This window comes from Nocardia sp. NPDC004582, from assembly GCF_053602115.1.
Genome location: NZ_JBSGCY010000137.1, coordinates 1 through 16,934, shown reverse-complemented (window position 1 = coordinate 16,934; position 16,934 = coordinate 1). Strand labels below are relative to the sequence as shown.

Annotated in this window: 14 protein-coding genes; 3 read left to right on the top strand and 11 right to left on the bottom strand. The window is 70.5% G+C overall.

Annotated elements, in window-relative coordinates:
* Positions 1-254, bottom strand: a 254-nt coding sequence (locus tag ACWELJ_RS27905; protein WP_452369103.1) for an NAD(P)H-hydrate epimerase, incomplete at its 3' end; no start/stop codon positions are given.
* Between the two features lie 139 nt (positions 255-393).
* On the opposite strand from ACWELJ_RS27905, the gene ACWELJ_RS27900 reads away from it, so the two are divergent.
* Positions 394-831 (top strand): cupredoxin domain-containing protein, encoded by a 438-nt coding sequence (locus ACWELJ_RS27900; RefSeq protein WP_452369102.1) that lies wholly within the window; start codon positions 394-396, stop codon positions 829-831.
* 14 nt (positions 832-845) lie between these two features.
* On the opposite strand, the gene glmS is transcribed toward ACWELJ_RS27900, so the two are convergent.
* Positions 846-2,714: a glutamine--fructose-6-phosphate transaminase (isomerizing) gene (glmS, locus tag ACWELJ_RS27895; protein WP_452369101.1), complete on the bottom strand. Its 1,869-nt coding sequence runs from the start codon at positions 2,712-2,714 to the stop codon at positions 846-848.
* A gap of 163 nt (positions 2,715-2,877) precedes the next feature.
* Here glmS and ACWELJ_RS27890 point away from each other — a divergent pair, with 163 nt between their 5' ends.
* Positions 2,878-3,741, top strand: coding sequence for a dienelactone hydrolase family protein (locus ACWELJ_RS27890; RefSeq protein ID WP_452369100.1), 864 nt, complete (start codon positions 2,878-2,880; stop codon positions 3,739-3,741).
* A gap of 11 nt (positions 3,742-3,752) precedes the next feature.
* Here ACWELJ_RS27890 and ACWELJ_RS27885 read toward each other — a convergent pair whose 3' ends face one another.
* The 4 genes from ACWELJ_RS27885 to ACWELJ_RS27870 form a co-directional block, all read right to left on the bottom strand.
* Positions 3,753-6,320, bottom strand: a complete 2,568-nt coding sequence (locus tag ACWELJ_RS27885) for a hypothetical protein (protein WP_452369099.1) — start codon at positions 6,318-6,320, stop codon at positions 3,753-3,755.
* Positions 6,317-6,637, bottom strand: coding sequence for a hypothetical protein (locus tag ACWELJ_RS27880; protein WP_452369098.1), 321 nt, complete (start codon positions 6,635-6,637; stop codon positions 6,317-6,319). The genes ACWELJ_RS27885 and ACWELJ_RS27880 overlap by 4 nt, the downstream gene beginning before the upstream one ends.
* A 63-nt stretch (positions 6,638-6,700) precedes the next feature.
* Positions 6,701-7,012 (bottom strand): DUF6802 family protein, encoded by a 312-nt coding sequence (locus ACWELJ_RS27875; protein ID WP_452369097.1) that lies wholly within the window; start codon positions 7,010-7,012, stop codon positions 6,701-6,703.
* Positions 7,013-7,117: 105 nt separating this feature from the next.
* The gene (locus ACWELJ_RS27870) at positions 7,118-7,324 is read right to left on the bottom strand and encodes a PspC domain-containing protein (protein WP_452369096.1); all 207 of its coding nucleotides are present in this window, start codon (positions 7,322-7,324) and stop codon (positions 7,118-7,120) included.
* Between the two features lie 116 nt (positions 7,325-7,440).
* Here ACWELJ_RS27870 and ACWELJ_RS27865 point away from each other — a divergent pair, with 116 nt between their 5' ends.
* Positions 7,441-9,084 (top strand): ABC-F family ATP-binding cassette domain-containing protein, encoded by a 1,644-nt coding sequence (locus ACWELJ_RS27865; protein ID WP_452369095.1) that lies wholly within the window; start codon positions 7,441-7,443, stop codon positions 9,082-9,084.
* Between the two features lie 69 nt (positions 9,085-9,153).
* Here the strand turns inward: ACWELJ_RS27865 and glmM are convergent, their stop codons facing one another.
* The 5 genes from glmM to ACWELJ_RS27840 form a co-directional block, all read right to left on the bottom strand.
* The gene (gene glmM / locus ACWELJ_RS27860) at positions 9,154-10,530 is read right to left on the bottom strand and encodes a phosphoglucosamine mutase (RefSeq protein ID WP_452369094.1); all 1,377 of its coding nucleotides are present in this window, start codon (positions 10,528-10,530) and stop codon (positions 9,154-9,156) included.
* A gap of 147 nt (positions 10,531-10,677) precedes the next feature.
* Positions 10,678-11,190 carry a 30S ribosomal protein S9 gene (gene rpsI / locus ACWELJ_RS27855; protein WP_452369093.1) on the bottom strand — a complete coding sequence of 171 codons (513 nt, stop codon included), beginning with the start codon at positions 11,188-11,190 and terminating at the stop codon, positions 10,678-10,680.
* Entirely contained in the window at positions 11,187-11,630 is a 444-nt protein-coding gene (gene rplM, locus ACWELJ_RS27850) for a 50S ribosomal protein L13 (protein WP_357088878.1), read from the bottom strand. Before rplM ends, rpsI begins: the two co-directional genes overlap by 4 nt.
* 222 nt (positions 11,631-11,852) lie before the next feature.
* Positions 11,853-14,519 carry a hypothetical protein gene (locus ACWELJ_RS27845; protein ID WP_452369092.1) on the bottom strand — a complete coding sequence of 889 codons (2,667 nt, stop codon included), beginning with the start codon at positions 14,517-14,519 and terminating at the stop codon, positions 11,853-11,855.
* A 78-nt stretch (positions 14,520-14,597) separates the two neighbouring features.
* The gene (locus tag ACWELJ_RS27840) at positions 14,598-16,934 is read right to left on the bottom strand and encodes an ATP-binding cassette domain-containing protein (protein ID WP_452369091.1); all 2,337 of its coding nucleotides are present in this window, start codon (positions 16,932-16,934) and stop codon (positions 14,598-14,600) included.

The following is a 16,934-nucleotide window of genomic DNA, read 5'->3' as shown; positions in this document are numbered from 1 at the left end:
AGGATCGCCCGGACCGCGACCCCGCGCCGGCGCAGGAACGAGCCCGCCCACAGGGCGTCGCCGCCGTTGTCGCCGGAGCCGACCAGCAGGGTGACGGCCCGGCCCGCCACACCGCCGGTGCGTTCGCGCAGTTCCCGCACCACCACGTCGGCGAGGCCGAAGGCGGCTCGTCGCATGGGCATTCCGGCGGGTACGCGGGTGAAGAGTTCGGCTTCGGCGGCGCGTACCTCGTCGGCCGTGTAGTAGTCGAGCACCGCCGGTGCGGTCATGGGTCGCCTCCCGGATCCGGACTGCCTGCCGTTGTGGAGACTACGCCGGTCACGGCCCCGGGCGGTGCAGGTCAGGACGATGCCCGCGAATGGTTCGCTATCGGTGGGGACTAGCCTGGCTGACATGCCGATCCGCCAGTCGTCCTCGCGTGCCCTGCTTCTCGTCGCCGTCGTGGCGGGGGCGCTAGCGGCCGGGGGCTGTTCCTCGGACACCTCGAAGCCCGCCGCCACCTCGACGGCCGCGGCTCCGGCGACCTCGGCTCCGGCGACCTCGGCGGCGGCGACCTCGAGCGGTCCGGCCGCGCCCGCCGCGGTCACCGTGAACGTCGCGGACATGAAGTTCTCCCCGGCCGACATCACCATCAAGGCCGGCGACACCGTGACCTGGAAGTTCGACGACAAGGCCCCGCACGCGGTGCAGGGCATCGGGGATGTCGCGCTCGGCATCAACAGCCCGATCATCCGCAAGGGCGAGTGGAGCCACACCTTCACCACGCCCGGCACCTACCGCTACCTGTGCCCGCTGCACCCGGACATGAAGGGCACCGTCACCGTCCAGTAAGGGCCTGGTTCGCCCTACTCGACGGTGACGGACTTCGCCAGGTTGCGCGGCTTGTCCACGTCGTAGCCGCGCGCCTGCGCCACCTCGGCGGCGAAGATCTGCAGCGGGACGGTGGACAGCAGCGGCTGGTACAGCGTTGGGGCCGACGGGATTTCGATCAGGAAGTCGGCGAACGGCCGCACCGTGTCGTCACCCTCCTCGGCGATGACGATGGTGCGCGCGCCCCGAGCCTGGATCTCGCGGATATTGCTCAACAGCTTGGAATGCAGCACCGCCCGCCCCTTCGGCGACGGCATCACCACGAACACCGGCAGGCCGTCCTCGATCAGCGCGATCGGCCCGTGCTTGAGCTCGCCCGCCGCGAACCCCTCGGCGTGCATGTACGCGAGTTCCTTGAGCTTGAGCGCGCCTTCCAACGCGACCGGGTACCCGACGTGGCGGCCCAGGAACAGCACCGTCGGCACCTGCGCGAACTGGCGGGCGATCTCGCGCACCCGTTCGGCCGACTCCAGCACCTGCGCAACGAGTTTCGGCATGGACTCCAGTTCGGCGAACTCGCGCGCCACCTCGTCCGGGTACTTGACGCCGCGCGCCTGCGCCAGCGCCAGGCCGACCAGGTAGTTGGCGGTGATCTGGGCCAGGAACGCCTTGGTCGACGCCACCCCGATCTCCGGGCCGGTGCGGGTGTAGAGGACCGCGTCGGCCTCACGGGGAATCTGCGCGCCATTGGTGTTGCAGATGGCCAGCACCCGAGCCTTCTGCTCCTTGGCGTGCCGCACCGCCTCCAGGGTGTCGGCGGTCTCGCCGGACTGGGAGATGGCGACCACCAGGGTGGAGCGGTCCAGAACCGGGTCGCGGTAACGGAATTCGCTGGCCAGCTCGACCTCGACGGGCAGCCGGGTCCAGTGTTCGATGGCGTACTTGGCCAGCAGGCCCGCGTGATAGGAACTGCCGCAGGCGACTACGAACACCTTGTCGACCTCGCGCAGCTCCTGGTCGTGCAGCCGCTGCTCGTCGAGCACGATGCGTCCGTTCGCGAAGTGCCCGATGAGGGTGTCGGCGACGCCCCTCGGCTGCTCCTCGATCTCCTTGAGCATGAAGTAGTCGTGGCCGCCCTTCTCGGCGGCGGCCAGATCCCAGTCGATGGTGAACGGGCGGGTGCGGGCCTCGTCGGCCGTGCCCGCGAAATCGGTGACCCGGTAACTGTCGGCGGTGATGACCACGGCCTGGTCCTGGCCGAGTTCGACTGCCTCCCGGGTGTGTTCGATGAACGCCGTGACGTCGGAGGCGATGAACATCTCGCCCTGCCCGACCCCGACCACCAGCGGGGTGGACCGGCGGGCGGCGACAATGGTGCCCGGATGGTCGGCGTGGGCGAAGACCAGGGTGAACGCGCCCTCCAGGCGGCGCACCACGCTCAGCGCGGAGGCTACGAAGTCACCGGCGGTGTCCCCGGCCGCGTAGGCCCGCGACACCAGGTGCACCGCCACCTCGGTGTCGGTGTCGCTGCCCAGTTCGACACCCGCCTCCTCGAGCTCGCGGCGCAGCGGGGCGAAGTTCTCGATGATGCCGTTGTGCACCACCGCGACCCGGCCGGTGCGGTCGCGATGCGGGTGGGCATTGCGGTCGGTGGGCGCGCCATGCGTGGCCCAGCGGGTGTGACCCATACCCGTGGACCCGGCGTAGTACTCGGGCCCACGGTCGACGAGCTCGGCCTCCAGATTGGCCAGCCGGCCGGCCTTGCGCTCGACGGCGAGCCCGCCCGCACCGTCGAGAATCGCGACGCCGGCGGAGTCGTAACCCCGATACTCCATGCGGCGCAACGCATCGACCACCACGCCGAGCGCATCCCGGTACCCCACATACCCCACGATTCCGCACATGGCTCACCAGCCTAGCTGTGTTTTTGGCCTCCGCTGCGCTCCGGCTGGTTTGCGGCCCCCGCTCCCAGGCGGAGGTCTATTCCAGCCGCGGTCCAGAATCGGGACGGCCGCGAACCTTGTGCGCTGGAGGCATTCGGCGGCCGGACCGACTAAGTTCATCTGCGTGTCGGTGTCTGTGAAATCGCTCCTGAGCACTCTGACCCTGCGCGGCCCGCACGAGGTGCTGCGCGGGAATCTCGGCATCGCCGGGCTGCCCGGGGTGGTGTACACGCCCGGCAAGGGGCTCAACCTGCCCGCGGTGGCCTTCGGGCACGGCTGGCTGACCGGGGTCGGCAACTACCGCCGCCTGCTGGAACACCTGGCTTCCTGGGGTTATGTCGCGGCAGCGCCCGACACCGAACGCGGGCCCATCCCCTCGCACCTGAACCTGGCCACCGACCTGCTCACCACCCTCGACATCTGCGCCGGGGTGCGGCTGGGCACGGGCAATATCAGCGTCCGCCCCGACCGCCTGGCCCTGGCCGGGCACGGCATGGGCGCGGGCGCGGCCGTCATCGCCGCCTCCCAGCGCGAGGTGGCCGCCGTGGCCGCCCTCTTCCCGTCCCCCACCGCACCCTCCGCCGAGGCCCTGGCCGGCAAGGTCGACGCCCCCGCCCTCATCCTGGCCGGCGCGGCCGACATCGACTCGGTCAGCTCGGACGCGCTGCCCCTGGCCTCCGCCTGGGGTGAAGGCGCGATCCTGCGCTCCCTCGACAAGGCCACCCACAACGGCATGGTCGAAGGCCGCCGCGCCCTCGCCGCGCTGGGCGCGGGCAAGCACGAGCCCAAAACCGAGCGCCTCACCCGAGCCCTCCTGGTCGGCTACCTCAACTACACCCTGCTCGGCGACAAGAAGTACAAGCCCTTCGCCGACCCCGAAGCCCTCATCCCCCACACCCAGATCGTCAACCCCGACGCCGTCGAAGACGAACCGGAACAGCCCCAGAAGCTGCCGGTCCTCCAGCTCATCCAGGCCCTCCGCAAGTAGCCGCCTCCGACTCACCACTGCTCGGCCCCGGGAACCGGATCCGCCGACACCGGCGGAATCTCCACTCCTGCCTCCGGAATCTCCAGCGGCACATCGGGACTGGCGAGCCCCACAGCGGGATCGCCGAGCGGCACCTCTCCGCCCGGCAACAGAGCACCGCCGCCCGGCGGCCAAGCTCCTCCCAGCGGCGGCTCCCCTCCGCGCGGTACCAACGCACCGCCGCCCGGTGGCGACCCATTTCCGCCCGGCGGCTGCACCCCGTCGCCCGGCTGCACCCCGTAGCCCGGCAGCACCCCGTCGCTCGGTGGCGACACCCCGCTGACCGGCGGTGACTCGCCACCGCCCGGCGGTACGATCGGCCCTGCGATTTCGGGTGTCACCGAGCAGACCGTGGACCGGCCGGATCCGACGCCGCCGAGCCCTTGGCATCCGGACATGTCGCCACCATCCGGGGCCCGTTCCCCAGCGCCCGGTTTCGTCCCCGGACATACGGGCGCAGGCGATCCTTCCGCTCCGGAAGGCGCTGCCGAAGTGGGTGATTCAGCTGCCACCGATGGGCCACAGCGCGCCGGATCGCGCTCGATCGGGGTATCCGGGCACCGCGGCGGCACGGCCGAGGCCTCAGCCGGAGCCGAACCGCTATCCGGAATCCGCTCTGCGCCAGCCGAATCTGGCGTCTTCGCAGTGTCAGCCGACGGCGAATTGCCCGGTGGGCACGCATCAGGGGCACCGGCCTCGGAACCGGGAGCACCAGCACCGGGCGTACTCGACTGTCCGGAAGGGTTGTCCGGCGCGAGCGTGAGGCCGCCGGCGTGGTCGGTGCGCACAGTCCAGGTGTGCGTCTGGCCGGATTCGTCGGTCACAGCGAGGGACATGTCACCCACCGGTGTGCGGTCGACGACGAAATGCTTTCCCGCGAGATCGAATTCGAGATGGCCGGACGGAGGGGTCGGATTCTCGAGTCGACCCGGGCCAGCCGAGGGGTCGGCAGCCTTCGCCGGATCGGAGGGCGCAGCCGGATCGGCGGACGCAGCCGGGTCGGCGGACGCAGCCGGGTCGGCGGGTCGATCAGGGTGGGCGGATTGGCCTGGCTCGGCGGGCGTCTCGACGTCACCCAGGGAGTCGAGCATCGGGTTCCGAGCGGAGGCGAGCTGCTCGACCACTGCGGAAATGCTCTGCTGCAAACCGGTTTCGAGCTTTCCGAGGAGGCTCTCGAGCCGCTGCCCGAGCAGCTCGCCCTGGGGCTGGGCCGACTTCGGTGCGGCATGGGACGCCGAATCCGGCGCGTTCGGCGTATCCGCGAAGGACGGCTCCACGTCCGACGGTTCAGCTGTACGAGCCGAGCCCTCGTAAGCAGGAGACCCCCCTCCGGCGGCCAACGCCCCGGACGCGCCACGCTCGGAACCGGACTGGACCGTGGTGGACGACGGTGCGGTGCACGTGTGGTCCTTCGGCGCTCCGGCCCCCGTGCCGCAACAAGTCCGTCCCTCTGGCCCGGATTGGCCTGAGGCCGGCGCATTCCGTGACGCACAGCAGACGGGCACCCCGGTCGCGTCGGAATCTGCGGATGAGCCGGGGCTCAGCGCCTGCGCCGACACATCGGGGCCGGACGTCACCGGAGGCGAGTCGGGCTGCACCCCAGCGCTGTTCGTCTTCGTGGTGCTGGCGTCGTTCGGCTCGACAGCGCGGTCGGTCTGCGTCCCCGCCTGGTCCGGGAGCGTCGACGCTGGGTCCGGGCGCGGCGCTTCGCAGTCGGTCGGCGCAGCACCGGGTGCGGGCGGAACGGTGGCGGGATGCCCGGGCGGCGCCGAAGCCGATCGGGCCGCCGGAATCCCCGATGGCGTCGCGTCGTCCGGTATCCCGGATGTGGACGTATCCGGTTGGGGCAGTAGGGCTTGGGATGGCTGGGGATAAGTGTGGTCGATGACCTGGTCGAAGGCCGTGATGATGGTGCGGTAGTGGGATTCGACGGTGTCGGCGGTGGCTGCGCAGGTGGCGGTGAAGGCGGCCAGTTGCCGGTCGATCTCGGGGCGGAAGGTGGCGGTGAGCCAGGGGTCCGCTTTCCCGAGGGCGCCGATGGCGTCGGACGTCCTGCCGTCGATGGTGATGTGGGCGTCGCCATCGGGGGTGGGGTCGAGGAGGCCGCGGGTTCGTTCCGCTTTGGTGAGGATGGCGGCGCGGATCGGGTCGAGGGCGGCGGCGATCGCCGTGGAGGCGGTGCGGATGGTGTCGAGGTCTTCGCGGGCCTGGCGCAGTTGGGAATTCAGAATGGCGAGGGCCTCGGTGCCGGTTGCGCCGGTCCAGGCCGCCGGAAGGGAGTCGGCTATCGAGCGGTGGGAGCTGAAGCGGGATTCGGCGTTGGTGAGCGCTTTGTCCAGTTCGGTTCGGGCGGTATCGAATTCGTCGAGGTTCAGGCCACGTTGTTCGTCATAGCGGGCGCAGAGCTCGGCGAGATTCACACCGGCTGGTGCACCGAATGCCTTGGCGTACACCGGCAGGAACTGTTCCCAGTAGCGCAGGCCGGGCGCTCCGTGATCGAGAATCTGGTCGACGGTCTTGCCGGTGGGGTCGAAGGTCATCGGCCGACCTGGCGGAGGGCGGTGGCGCGGGCCTGGTCCAGGCGGGCGTATTCGGTGGCGGCACGGTCGAAGACGTCGGCGGTGGCGGCGGCCGCGGCGGCCCAGTGCCGCAGGCAGCCCGCCGCGCGCTCGAATCCGCGGTGGACGGTGGCTCCCTGGGCCGAGTAGTCGCGTCCCGCCGAGTCATTGCCGAGGCCGAAGGCGTGATCGGCGATGGCGTGGGCGTGTTGCCGCAGCGCCTCGGCGTTGTCCCGCAAGGTGGTGGCCGCGGTGTGCAGGGCTGTGACGCGCACGCCGAAGTCGCCGGATTCACCCATCGATCCCCCCCTCGAATCCCCACGGTGCCGCTGCCCGTGGCGTGAAGCCCCCGTCAGCCCCGGCTAGACGCCGCCGAGGTGTCCGCCGTCCGTGCGCACCCACGCGGTGGTGCCGTCGGAGTTGTGGTGGAACTCCCAGGCGGCGTAGTCGCCGCCGCTGTCCACCACGGTCACGTGGTCGGCGTAGCCGTCGTGATCCAGATCCGTCCACACCTGCATGGCGTGATCGGTGCCGGTGGTCACGGTGTCGGCCAGGCCGTCCGCGTCGAGATCCTGTGTGGGGTGCGACAATTCGACCGCACCTAGCCCACCCAGTTCCGAATGCGCGTCCAATCCGGGCAGATCCAGTCCGGGCAGTTCACCCGATGTGACCATGGTGTGCACTCCTCCGCAGTGGCGTGACCCCCATCCTGGCACTCGAGATCACCCCTCGCACCACCTTCGATGCCGAATGTGGATAACTCGCGGCCTGTGGATGACTCAGCGCTTGGGGATGATGATCCACAGCGCGATGTAGAGCAGGAACTGCGGACCGGGCAGCAGGCAGGAGAGGATGAAGAGGAAGCGGACGAGGCCGGGACTCCAGCCGACGTATTCGGCGACGCCGCCGCACACGCCGGCGATCCACTTGTCGTGCTGGGAGCGGGTCAGTCGCTTCGGGGCCGGGGTCGGAAACTCTGTGGTCATGTCTCCACTCTGCCGAGCCGAGCCCCCGCGCACATCGGTCCCTCGCCCGATGACCACCCTGAACTTTCCGAGGCCCGACGTCAGGGTGCCACCCTGAGCACGGCAGAATCGCCCTGGTGAGCACCACTCTGCATGCGCGCGGCCTGGCCGCCGGACACGGCGAGCGACTGCTGTTCTCCGACCTGGACCTGATCCTCGCCCCGGGCGATGTGATCGGCCTGGTCGGTGTGAACGGGGCGGGCAAGTCGACCCTGCTGCGCATGCTCGCCGCCGGCGACGCCCACGAGGGCGAGATCGTGCTGAGCCCGCCGGACGCCACGGTCGGCTATCTGGCCCAGGAGCCCGAGCGCATCGAGGGCGAGACGGTGCTGGAATTCCTGTACCGCCGCACCGGTGTGGCCACCGCCCAGCACACCATGGACGCCGCCGCCGAGCGCCTCGCCGACGGCGGCGACGACGAGTATTCCCCCGCTCTGGAGCGCTGGCTGGCCCTGGGCGGCGCGGACCTGGAGCAGCGCGCCGAGGAGGTGGCCGCCGATCTGGGTCTCACCGGCAGCCTCCCGCACGGCCTGGCCACCCCCATGACCGTGCTCTCCGGCGGCCAGGCCGCCCGCGCCGGTCTGGCCTCGGTCCTGTTGTCCCGCTTCGACATCCTGCTGCTCGACGAGCCCACCAACGACCTCGACCTGGATGGCCTGGCCCGGCTCGAGCAGTTCGTGACCGGGGTCCGCGAGCCGCTCATGGTGATCAGCCATGACCGGGAGTTCCTGGCGCGCACCGTGAATCGCATCGTGGAGCTGGATCTGGCGCAGCAGCAGGTCGGCGTCTATGACGGCGGCTACGACTCGTATCTGGAGGAGCGGGCGATCGCGCGCCGCCACGCTCGCGAGGCCTACGACGAGTTCGCCGACACCAAGGCCGGTCTGGAGGCGCGCGCCACCATGCAGCGCAACTGGATGGAACACGGTGTCCGCAATGCCCGCCGCAAGTCGAAGGCGGATTCGGACAAGCTGGGCCGCAAGGCCCGCGCGGAGTCCACCGAGAAGCAGGCGTCCAAGGTCAAGCAGACGCTCAAGCGCATCGAACGCCTGGACGTGGTGGAGGAACCGCGCAAGGAGTGGGAGCTGCGCATGTCCATTGCGGCCGCGCCCCGCAGCGGCGCGGTGGTGGCCACCCTGTCCGGCGCGACCGTGTCCCGCGGCGATTTCACGCTCGGACCGGTCACGGTGCAGGTGGATTGGGGCGACCGCATCGTGCTGACCGGCGCGAACGGCGCCGGCAAGTCCACCCTGCTGTCGCTACTGCTGGGAAAGGTGCGGCCGGACAACGGTTCCGCGTCGCTCGGCTCGGGCGTCGCGATCGGCGAGGTCGATCAGGCGCGCGGCCTGTTCCGCGGAACCGCCACGCTCGCGGACACTTTCAGCGCGCAGATCCCCGACTGGAACGAGTCGGACGTCCGCACCCTGCTCGCGAAGTTCGGCCTCCGCGGCCCGCATGTGCTGCGCCCCAACGACACCCTCTCCCCCGGTGAGCGCACCCGCGCCGCGCTGGCGCTGCTACAAGCCCGCGGCGTGAACCTACTGGTACTGGACGAGCCCACCAACCACCTGGACCTCCCCGCCATCGAACAACTCGAGCAGGCCGTCGAATCCTTCCAGGGCACAATCCTCCTGGTAACCCACGACCGCCGCATGCTCGACACCATCACCGCAACCCGCCGCTGGCACCTGTCCAACGGCCACCTCACCGAATCCCACTAACCGCCGAGTGGCACACCCTGGAGGGGAATTCGGACGAATCCCCTCCAGGGTGTGCCACTCGGCGACGGGTCAGACGGCCTCGACCAGCTTGGCGAGATGGTCGGCCAGGTGGTGTGCTTGTTCGGGGTCGGTGGCTTCGACCATGACGCGGACCAGTTGTTCGGTTCCGCTGGGGCGCAGCAGGATTCGGCCGGTGTCGCCCAGCAGCCGCTCGGCGTGGGCGACGGCTTCCAGCACCGCGGGCGCGATGGCGACGGCGGCCTTGTCCGTGACCGGGACGTTCACCAGGATCTGCGGGACGACCTTCACGATGCCCGCCAATTCCGCCAGGCCGCTGCCGGTTTCGGCCATCCGGGCCATCAGTTTGAGGCCGGTGAGCACGCCGTCGCCGGTGGTGCCGTAGCGCGGGAACACCACGTGCCCGGACTGCTCGCCGCCGAGGGTGTAGCCGCCGTTGCGGAGGTCCTCGAGCACATAGCGGTCGCCGACAGCGGTGGTGCGCACGGTGATTCCGGCCTCGCGCATGGCGATGTGCAGGCCGAGGTTGCTCATGACGGTCGCGACCAGGGTGTTCTCGGCCAGTTCGCCGGAGTCGCGCATGCCGACAGCGAGCACGGCCATGATGGCGTCGCCGTCCACGATCGCGCCGGTGGCGTCCACGGCCAGGCAGCGATCGGCGTCGCCGTCATGGGCGAGGCCGAGATCCGCGCCGTGCGCGCGCACCGCGGCCTGGACCTGTTCCAGATGCGTGGAGCCGCAGCCGTCGTTGATATTGAGGCCGTCGGGGTCGGCGTTGATCGCGATGACGGTCGCGCCCGCCTCGCGGTAGGCGGCGGGCCCGACCTCGGAGGCCGCGCCGTGCGCGCAGTCCACCACGACGGTGAGCCCGCGCAGGTCGCGGCCGGTGGCCTGGACCAGGTGCTCGACATAGCGTTCGTGGGTGCCCTCGAGGCTGTACTGGTCGTTGACGTCGAAGACATGCCCGCCCAGGCCCGGCCGCCCCAGGATGCGGCCGATCGCCGCGCCGGTGGGCCGGGTGAAGCCGCCCTCCGTGATCAGCGCCTCGATCCGGTCCTCGACGGCGTCGTCCAGCTTGTGCCCGCCCGCGGCGAAGATCTTGATGCCATTGTCCGGCATGGGGTTGTGCGAGGCGGAGATCATGACGCCCAGGCAGGCGTCGAAGGCGGCGGTCAGATACGCGACGGCGGGCGTCGGCAGCACGCCGACCGACAGCACGTCCACGCCCGCGGAGGTGAGGCCCGCGGTGACGGCGGCCTCCAGCATCTCGCCGCTGGCGCGCGGATCGCGGCCCACCACGGCCACGGCGCGCTTCTTCCCCCGGCTCAAGACCTGGGCGGCGGCGGCCGAAACCTGCAGCGCCAGTTCCGGACTCAACGACCCGTTGGCGAGCCCGCGTACACCATCGGTGCCGAACAAACGTCCCATTACCTCAAAACCCCTGCCGTTCGGTCGATACAGCACGAGAGCAGGCTGCCCGATGCGGGGAGCCTGCTCTCGTACAGGTTGCCGTGTAGACGGTACCGTGCCCGGCTCCCATGAGGGCCGGGCACGGTGCAGCCTGACGGCGCAATATCAGCGCTTCGAGTACTGAGGCGCCTTACGGGCCTTCTTGAGGCCGTACTTCTTACGCTCGGTGGCACGCGGGTCACGGGTCAGGAAGCCGGCACGCTTGAGGGCGGGACGGTCCTCCGGGGTGACCTCGATGAGGGCACGCGCGATGGCCAGGCGCAGAGCGCCGGCCTGACCCGACGGGCCGCCGCCGACGAGGCGGGCGTGGATGTCGAAGGTCTCGGTGCGCTCGACGGTGACGAGCGGGGACTTCACCAGCTGCTGGTGCACCTTGTTCGGGAAGTAGTCCTCGATGGTGCGGCCGTTCAGCACGAAGTTGCCGGAGCCCGGCACCAGGCGCACGCGGACCACGGCCTCCTTGCGGCGGCCGACGGTCTGCACCGGGCGATCGATGATCACCGGAGCGACGAAGGTCTCGGTGTACTCGGCCTCGGCCTCGTAGCCACCCTCGTCGACGACCTCCACAGCGGTGTCCTCGACGACGTAGTCGTCGTTGAATTCCTCAGGAGCGGTCACTGGGCCACCTGCTTGATCTCGAAGGGGATGGGCTGCTGGGCGGCGTGCGGGTGGTTCGGGCCCGCGTAGACCTTCAGCTTGCCGATGATCTTGTTGCCCAGCTTGTTCTTCGGGATCATGCCCTTGACGGCACGCTCGACCAGACGGTCGGGGCGGGTGTCCAGGATCTGGCCCACGGTACGGCCCTTCAGACCACCCGGGTGACCGGAGTGGGTGTAGAGGACCTTGTCCTGCCGCTTGTTGCCCGAGATGGCAACCTTGTCGGCGTTGATGATGATGACGAAGTCGCCGCCATCAACGTTCGGGGCGTAGGTCGGCTTGTTCTTGCCACGCAGGATGTTCGCAGCCTGCACGGAAAGACGGCCGAGCACTACGTCAGTGGCGTCGATGACGTACCACTTGCGGGTCACGTCACCGCCCTTGGGGCTGTACGTAGGCACAGTGCATCCCTGTCTGTCGTAGGTTTTGCCAGCCAAGTGCGCGATCGAGCTGAATCCCGGCGGCCGGTGGAGACCCGGGGCTCGTGCGACAGCCGGAAACCCGGCCGTACCGCACACCAACGAGCAACCATACCAGCGGGGACCGCGGACCCTCGAATCGGTCCCCGAGGCCCCGGTCACCGGCCGGATACGGTCCGCGACCGGCGCGATGCCGCCCACCGGTCAGATGTGCAACGGCGGGCCGGGGTCGGCCCCGCGCACCGGGCCGGGCAGCGTGTAGCGCAGCGTATCGATGCCGGACCGCACACAGTCCGTCTTGTGCGGGTCGCCGATGGTGGCGACGCCGGAGCCGGGCAGCCCCGAGACGAACGGGGTCACCGCGCAGGATTCACCGACCGGGCGTAGCTCGAGGTCGCTGGCCCGGGTCATACCGCCGACCGGCGCCGGGGATCCGGCCGCCGGAACCTGGCGTTGATCCGAGTGCGCGCCCAGCAGCGACAGGGCCGCCGCGCCGACGATGATCGGCGCGCCGAACGGCTTGCGCATCTTGTTCCACAGCTTGCCCTTGCGCTGCTTGCGCTCGCCCTCGGAGTCCGATCCGGAGTCCGAATCCGACTGTCCAGCGCTATCTTCCGGCGTTTGCGGATTCGACCCACGCACCCCCGACGACATCGACCCACCGTACATCGCGCTGGGCTGACCAGGAGCGTTTCCACCGGATCCAGCAAAACCTCCGCGACCCGAACCGGACGTATCCCCCTCGGCCCCATAGGGTCCCGCGGGGTAACCGCCGCCGCCATAACCACCCTGGCCGCCGTAACCGCCCGAACCGTATCCGCCCTGGCCGTACTGCCCACCGGCACCCGGCTGGCCGCCGTACTGCCCGCCCTGACCCGGCTGCGCGCCACCGGGACCGTAACCGCCCTGCGGCGCTCCCTCCGAGCCCGGAGCATTCGCCGAACCGTAGCCCGCGCCATAGCCACCCGCCGAGCCCGGACCACCTGTGCCCGGCCCGAATTGCCCAGCCGCCCCGCCTTGTTGCGGATAGCCGCCAGTGGCCGGACCGCCCGGCCCATACGCGCCGCCTTGGCCGTAACCACCGTGCGCACCCTGGCCACCGGGAGAACCCTGACCGCCGCCCTGCGCACCCGGACCGCCCTGCGGACCCTGTCCGCCGGTGCCGTAGCTCCCCGCTGATCCAGCGCCGCCCGGCTGACCCGATCCTGCGATGCCCTGGCGACCAGATCCGGCGCCGCCTTGGTCGCCGGGACCGAAGACCGTGGTCATCTGGTCATCGGCGGGCGAGCCCGGCGGCCGCATGAATCGGCCACCGACGCCTTCCAGACCGGGCGGCAATGTCCCGCGTCCCCCGACAACGGGCTGCGACCCGGTGGCCGGGCCCTCGGACCCGCGCGCAACCCCTTGGCCCGCATCGGCACTCGGGCCGGTCCCCGCGGTCGCGGTCCGGTTCTCGCCCGCCCCCGCCTGCGCGGTCAGCCGTGCCAATTCCTCCGGCGTCACCCGCTGCGTGATCCCGCCGGGCCCGGTATTGCCGGTAGGGCTGCCCGGAGATGCGGTCTCCTGCCCGGTGATTCGCCGTGTGACTCCTTCGGCGGCCGGATCGGCCACCGGCTGCGCACCCGGTCCGCCCGTCTGCGGTCCCGGCGCGGCGGCGACCGCCGCGGCCTCCTCGGCCGTCAGGCGACGTGTCCGGCCGTCCGGTTCGCCGCCGTTCCGGTCACCGTCGACCGCGGGTTGCGGGCCGGTGCGCGGCGCGGGACCCGGTCGCTGCGAGGCGGATTCGGGCGCGGGTGGTGAATCCATGTGCCGGGGAACCAGTTCCGGCTGCTGGGACAGCGGTTCGGGCTGGCGTTGCAGCGGCTGGTCCGCTTCGGGGCCACCGGTGACGTGGCGCGGCCCCTGCTCGACGGGCCGCGCTTCCACTCCGCCGGACTGCTGTCCGACAGCGGCCGGCTGTTGTCCCGCACCGCCCGGCTGTCCCGCCATGCCCAGCTGCTGTCCCGGACCGGGCTGCGGCCGGTCGTAGGCCGGGTCGCCCTCGCTGTCGGCGACCAGCAGGTGGGTCGCGCCGAGGACCAATGCGTGCATCGGATGGTCGGCGACCTGGAAGCGGTGGCCGAGGTGGTTCTGGAAGGCCAGGCGCAGGGCGTCGTTGAAGCAGACATTGCCGGTGAGGAGCACGGTCGAGGTGTCGGCGTTGATGGCCCGCGCGGCGGCCATGACCTCGATGACCACATTGTCGGCGGCGTGGGCCTCGTGCAGCGCCTCGGCCGTGATGGCGACGCTGACCGATTCGGTGGGCTGATCGTCATTGCCGTGGACCGCGACCACGAGGCATTCGCGGCCGTCGGAATAGACGCCGACCGCGCCGACGGCGGGTCCGCGGCCGGGGGCGCGCACCAGTCCGAGCGCGCGCACGTACCCCGACAGCGCCACCGACTCGGGCAGCGGTTCGGCGGGCACGCCGAGCTGTTCCACCAGCCGCACGAATTCGTCGACCTGGGGGTCGGGCCATTCGTCGGGGAAGGGCAACGCGAGCACGTCCGGTGTCGCCCCGAGGTGCTCGATCACCGAGGCCAGCGGGTTGTGCATGCGCGCCCGGAACACCAGTTCGGCGGGCCAGGTCGCCCCGGCCACCACGATCTGCGGGTGCCCGATGATGTCGCGCACATCGGAGATGGCGATGCCGACATCCGGCCGCCGGTCCACGCCGGCGGTGTGCAGCCGGCCCGACGAGTCGGCCAGCAGATATGCGGGCGGCGTGTACGAGCCCTCGACCTGGACCGGGCGAATCGGTGAACCGCCGCCACCGGCGGCCACCGACACCACGTCCCAGCCGAGATGCACTGCCCCAACTCGCGCTGTCACAGTCATCAGTCTGCCTGCTCGCTCCGTCGAGCGCGCGACCGAATCATTCTTCGCACCCCTGCGCGGGTGTGTGCCCGGTCACGCCGCCGACTTCTTCAAGCGCAGGCGCGACCAGGTGAACAGGGCCAGCAGCGTCGCGATCACGCACAGCATGGCCACGTCCAGCGACCACGCGGCGACGGTGTGCTTCCAGAAGCTGTCCTGCTGCGCCGCGGCCGAGACCGACAGCTCGGGCAGGTTGACCGTCGACGCTCCGGCGGCATAGCCCCAGCGCGACGGGAACAGCCAGGACAGCTGTTCCAGCACGGCGCGGCCGGTCACCGGGATCATGCCGCCGGCCATCACCAGCTGGGCCATGATGATCACCACCAGCAGCGGCATCACCTGCTCGTTGGATTTGGCCAGCGAGGACAGCACCAGGCCCAGGATCACGCAGGCCACCGCGGTCAAGGCGACGTCGAGGTAGAGCTCCACGGTGCCGAGCGAGAGCACCGCGCCCGTGGCCGGCGGCTTCTTCACCGCCAGCACGATGCCGATCATGACGGCCGACTGCACCAGCGCCGCCAGGCTGAAGACCACGACCTTCGACATCAGGTAGGCGCCGGAACGCAATCCGACCGCGCGTTCGCGGTAGTAGATGGCCCGTTCGCCGACCAGATCACGCACGGTGAGCGTGGCGCCCATGAAGCAGGCGCCGAGGATCAGCACGACCAGCAGCTGTTGCGCCTCACCGTTGTTGGCGCGCACGAAGCTGCCGTCGGGCGCCTGCACGAATCCGACGGACTCGAATCCGCTCTTGCCCTGCACGACCAGTGACAGACCGCCGAGCACGAACGGCAGGATCCCCAGGAACGCCAGATAGCCGCGGTCGGCGAAGATGAGCCGCAGCTGCCGCCGGGCCAGGGTCGAGAACTGTTTGAACGGACTGGATTTCGGCGCTTTCGCCCGTTCCACCGGTTTCACCGGCGCGGGTGGCTCCGCGAACGCCTGGCGGGAGCGGAAATTCGCGAAGGCCCCGTCCGGATCGGCGGCGACGCGGCCGAAGATCTCGGCCCAGTCGCTGGTGCCCATGGAGTGCCCGACGCTGCCCGGATGCCCGCAGAAGGCGGTCTTGCCGCCGGGGCCCAGCAGCAGCACCTGGTCGCACATGTCCAGGCAGGCCACCGAGTGGGTGACCACGATGACGGTGCGCCCGGCGTCGGCCAGTTCCCGCAGCATGGTCATGACCTGGCGGTCCAGCGCCGGGTCCAGGCCGGAGGTGGGCTCGTCGAGGATGAGCAGCGAGGGACCGGTGAGCAGCTCCATGGCCACCGAGGCGCGCTTGCGCTGACCGCCGGAGAGCCGGTCCACCCGGGTGTCGGCGTGCTGGGTGAGCGAAAGCTCCTTCAGCACATCGGCGATCACCTGCTTGCGGTCGGCCTTGCTGGTGTCGGGCGGCAGTCGCAGCTGGGCGGCGAAGTTGAGCGCCTGCTTGACGGTGAGCTGCCGGTGCAGCACGTCGTCCTGCGGCACCATGCCGATGCGGGAGCGCAGCGCCTCGTATTCGGCGTGCAGGTTGCGGCCCTCGAAGGTGACCACGCCCGCGGATGGAAGCGTGGTTCCCGCAATGAGTTTCGACAGCGTGGACTTGCCCGCGCCGGAGGGTCCGATGAGCGCGGTCAGCGAGCCGCGCCCGGCCTGCATGTTCACGTCCACGAGCAGCTGCTTGTTGCCCTCGACGGTGAACGAGACGCCGTGCACGTGCAGGCCCTGTTCGGCGACCGGCCGCTGCCGGTGCACGAGCGTGCCTTCCTGCACGACGAAGTCGACGTTACCGATGGTGACGATGTCGCGTTCGCGCAGCAGCGCGCGCTGTTCGCGGCGGCCGTTGACGAAGGTGCCGTTGGCGGAGTTGAGGTCCTCGATGGCGAGGCCCTCGCGGTCGGGCACCAGGCGCGCGTGTTTGCGCGAGGCCATCGGATCGTTGACCACGATCTCGTTGTCGCTGGTGCGGCCGATGTGCAGGCCCTGACGCGGAATCCGGTCGGCGCGCGCGATGGCCGCGGTGGAGGCCCGCGCGCGGATCGGCGGCAGCGCCGAGGTGTCCGCCTTGGTGGTCATGTTGATGGGATCGGCGCCCGGGGGCTGCTGGTTGACCGGTGGACGCACCACATTCGGCGTGGCCGCGTTGCCGACGGGCGGGGCCGGCCGCTGCGACACCGGATTCGGCTGCTGGTGCTGCGGGTTCGGCTGTTGGTGCTGCGGACCCGATACCGGCCGGTTCGGATTCCACTGATTCTGGTTGGGCGGGGCCGTGTTCGGCGGCTGCCAGGCCTGCTGCGGCCGCTGCTGCACCGGCGGGCGCTGCGCGAACGCTTCCATTGCCACGTCCAGCAATTCCCCGGATTCGGCGTCAGCGACCCGGTACCCGGACAC

Coding starts and splice junctions, on each gene's coding strand:
- ACWELJ_RS27900 (WP_452369102.1), top strand. CDS start 394: ATGCCGATCCGCCAGTCGTCCTCGCGTGCCCTGCTTCTCGTCGCCGTC.
- glmS (WP_452369101.1), bottom strand. CDS start 2,714: ATGTGCGGAATCGTGGGGTATGTGGGGTACCGGGATGCGCTCGGCGTG.
- ACWELJ_RS27885 (WP_452369099.1), bottom strand. CDS start 6,320: ATGACCTTCGACCCCACCGGCAAGACCGTCGACCAGATTCTCGATCAC.
- ACWELJ_RS27880 (WP_452369098.1), bottom strand. CDS start 6,637: ATGGGTGAATCCGGCGACTTCGGCGTGCGCGTCACAGCCCTGCACACC.
- ACWELJ_RS27875 (WP_452369097.1), bottom strand. CDS start 7,012: ATGGTCACATCGGGTGAACTGCCCGGACTGGATCTGCCCGGATTGGAC.
- ACWELJ_RS27870 (WP_452369096.1), bottom strand. CDS start 7,324: ATGACCACAGAGTTTCCGACCCCGGCCCCGAAGCGACTGACCCGCTCC.
- glmM (WP_452369094.1), bottom strand. CDS start 10,530: ATGGGACGTTTGTTCGGCACCGATGGTGTACGCGGGCTCGCCAACGGG.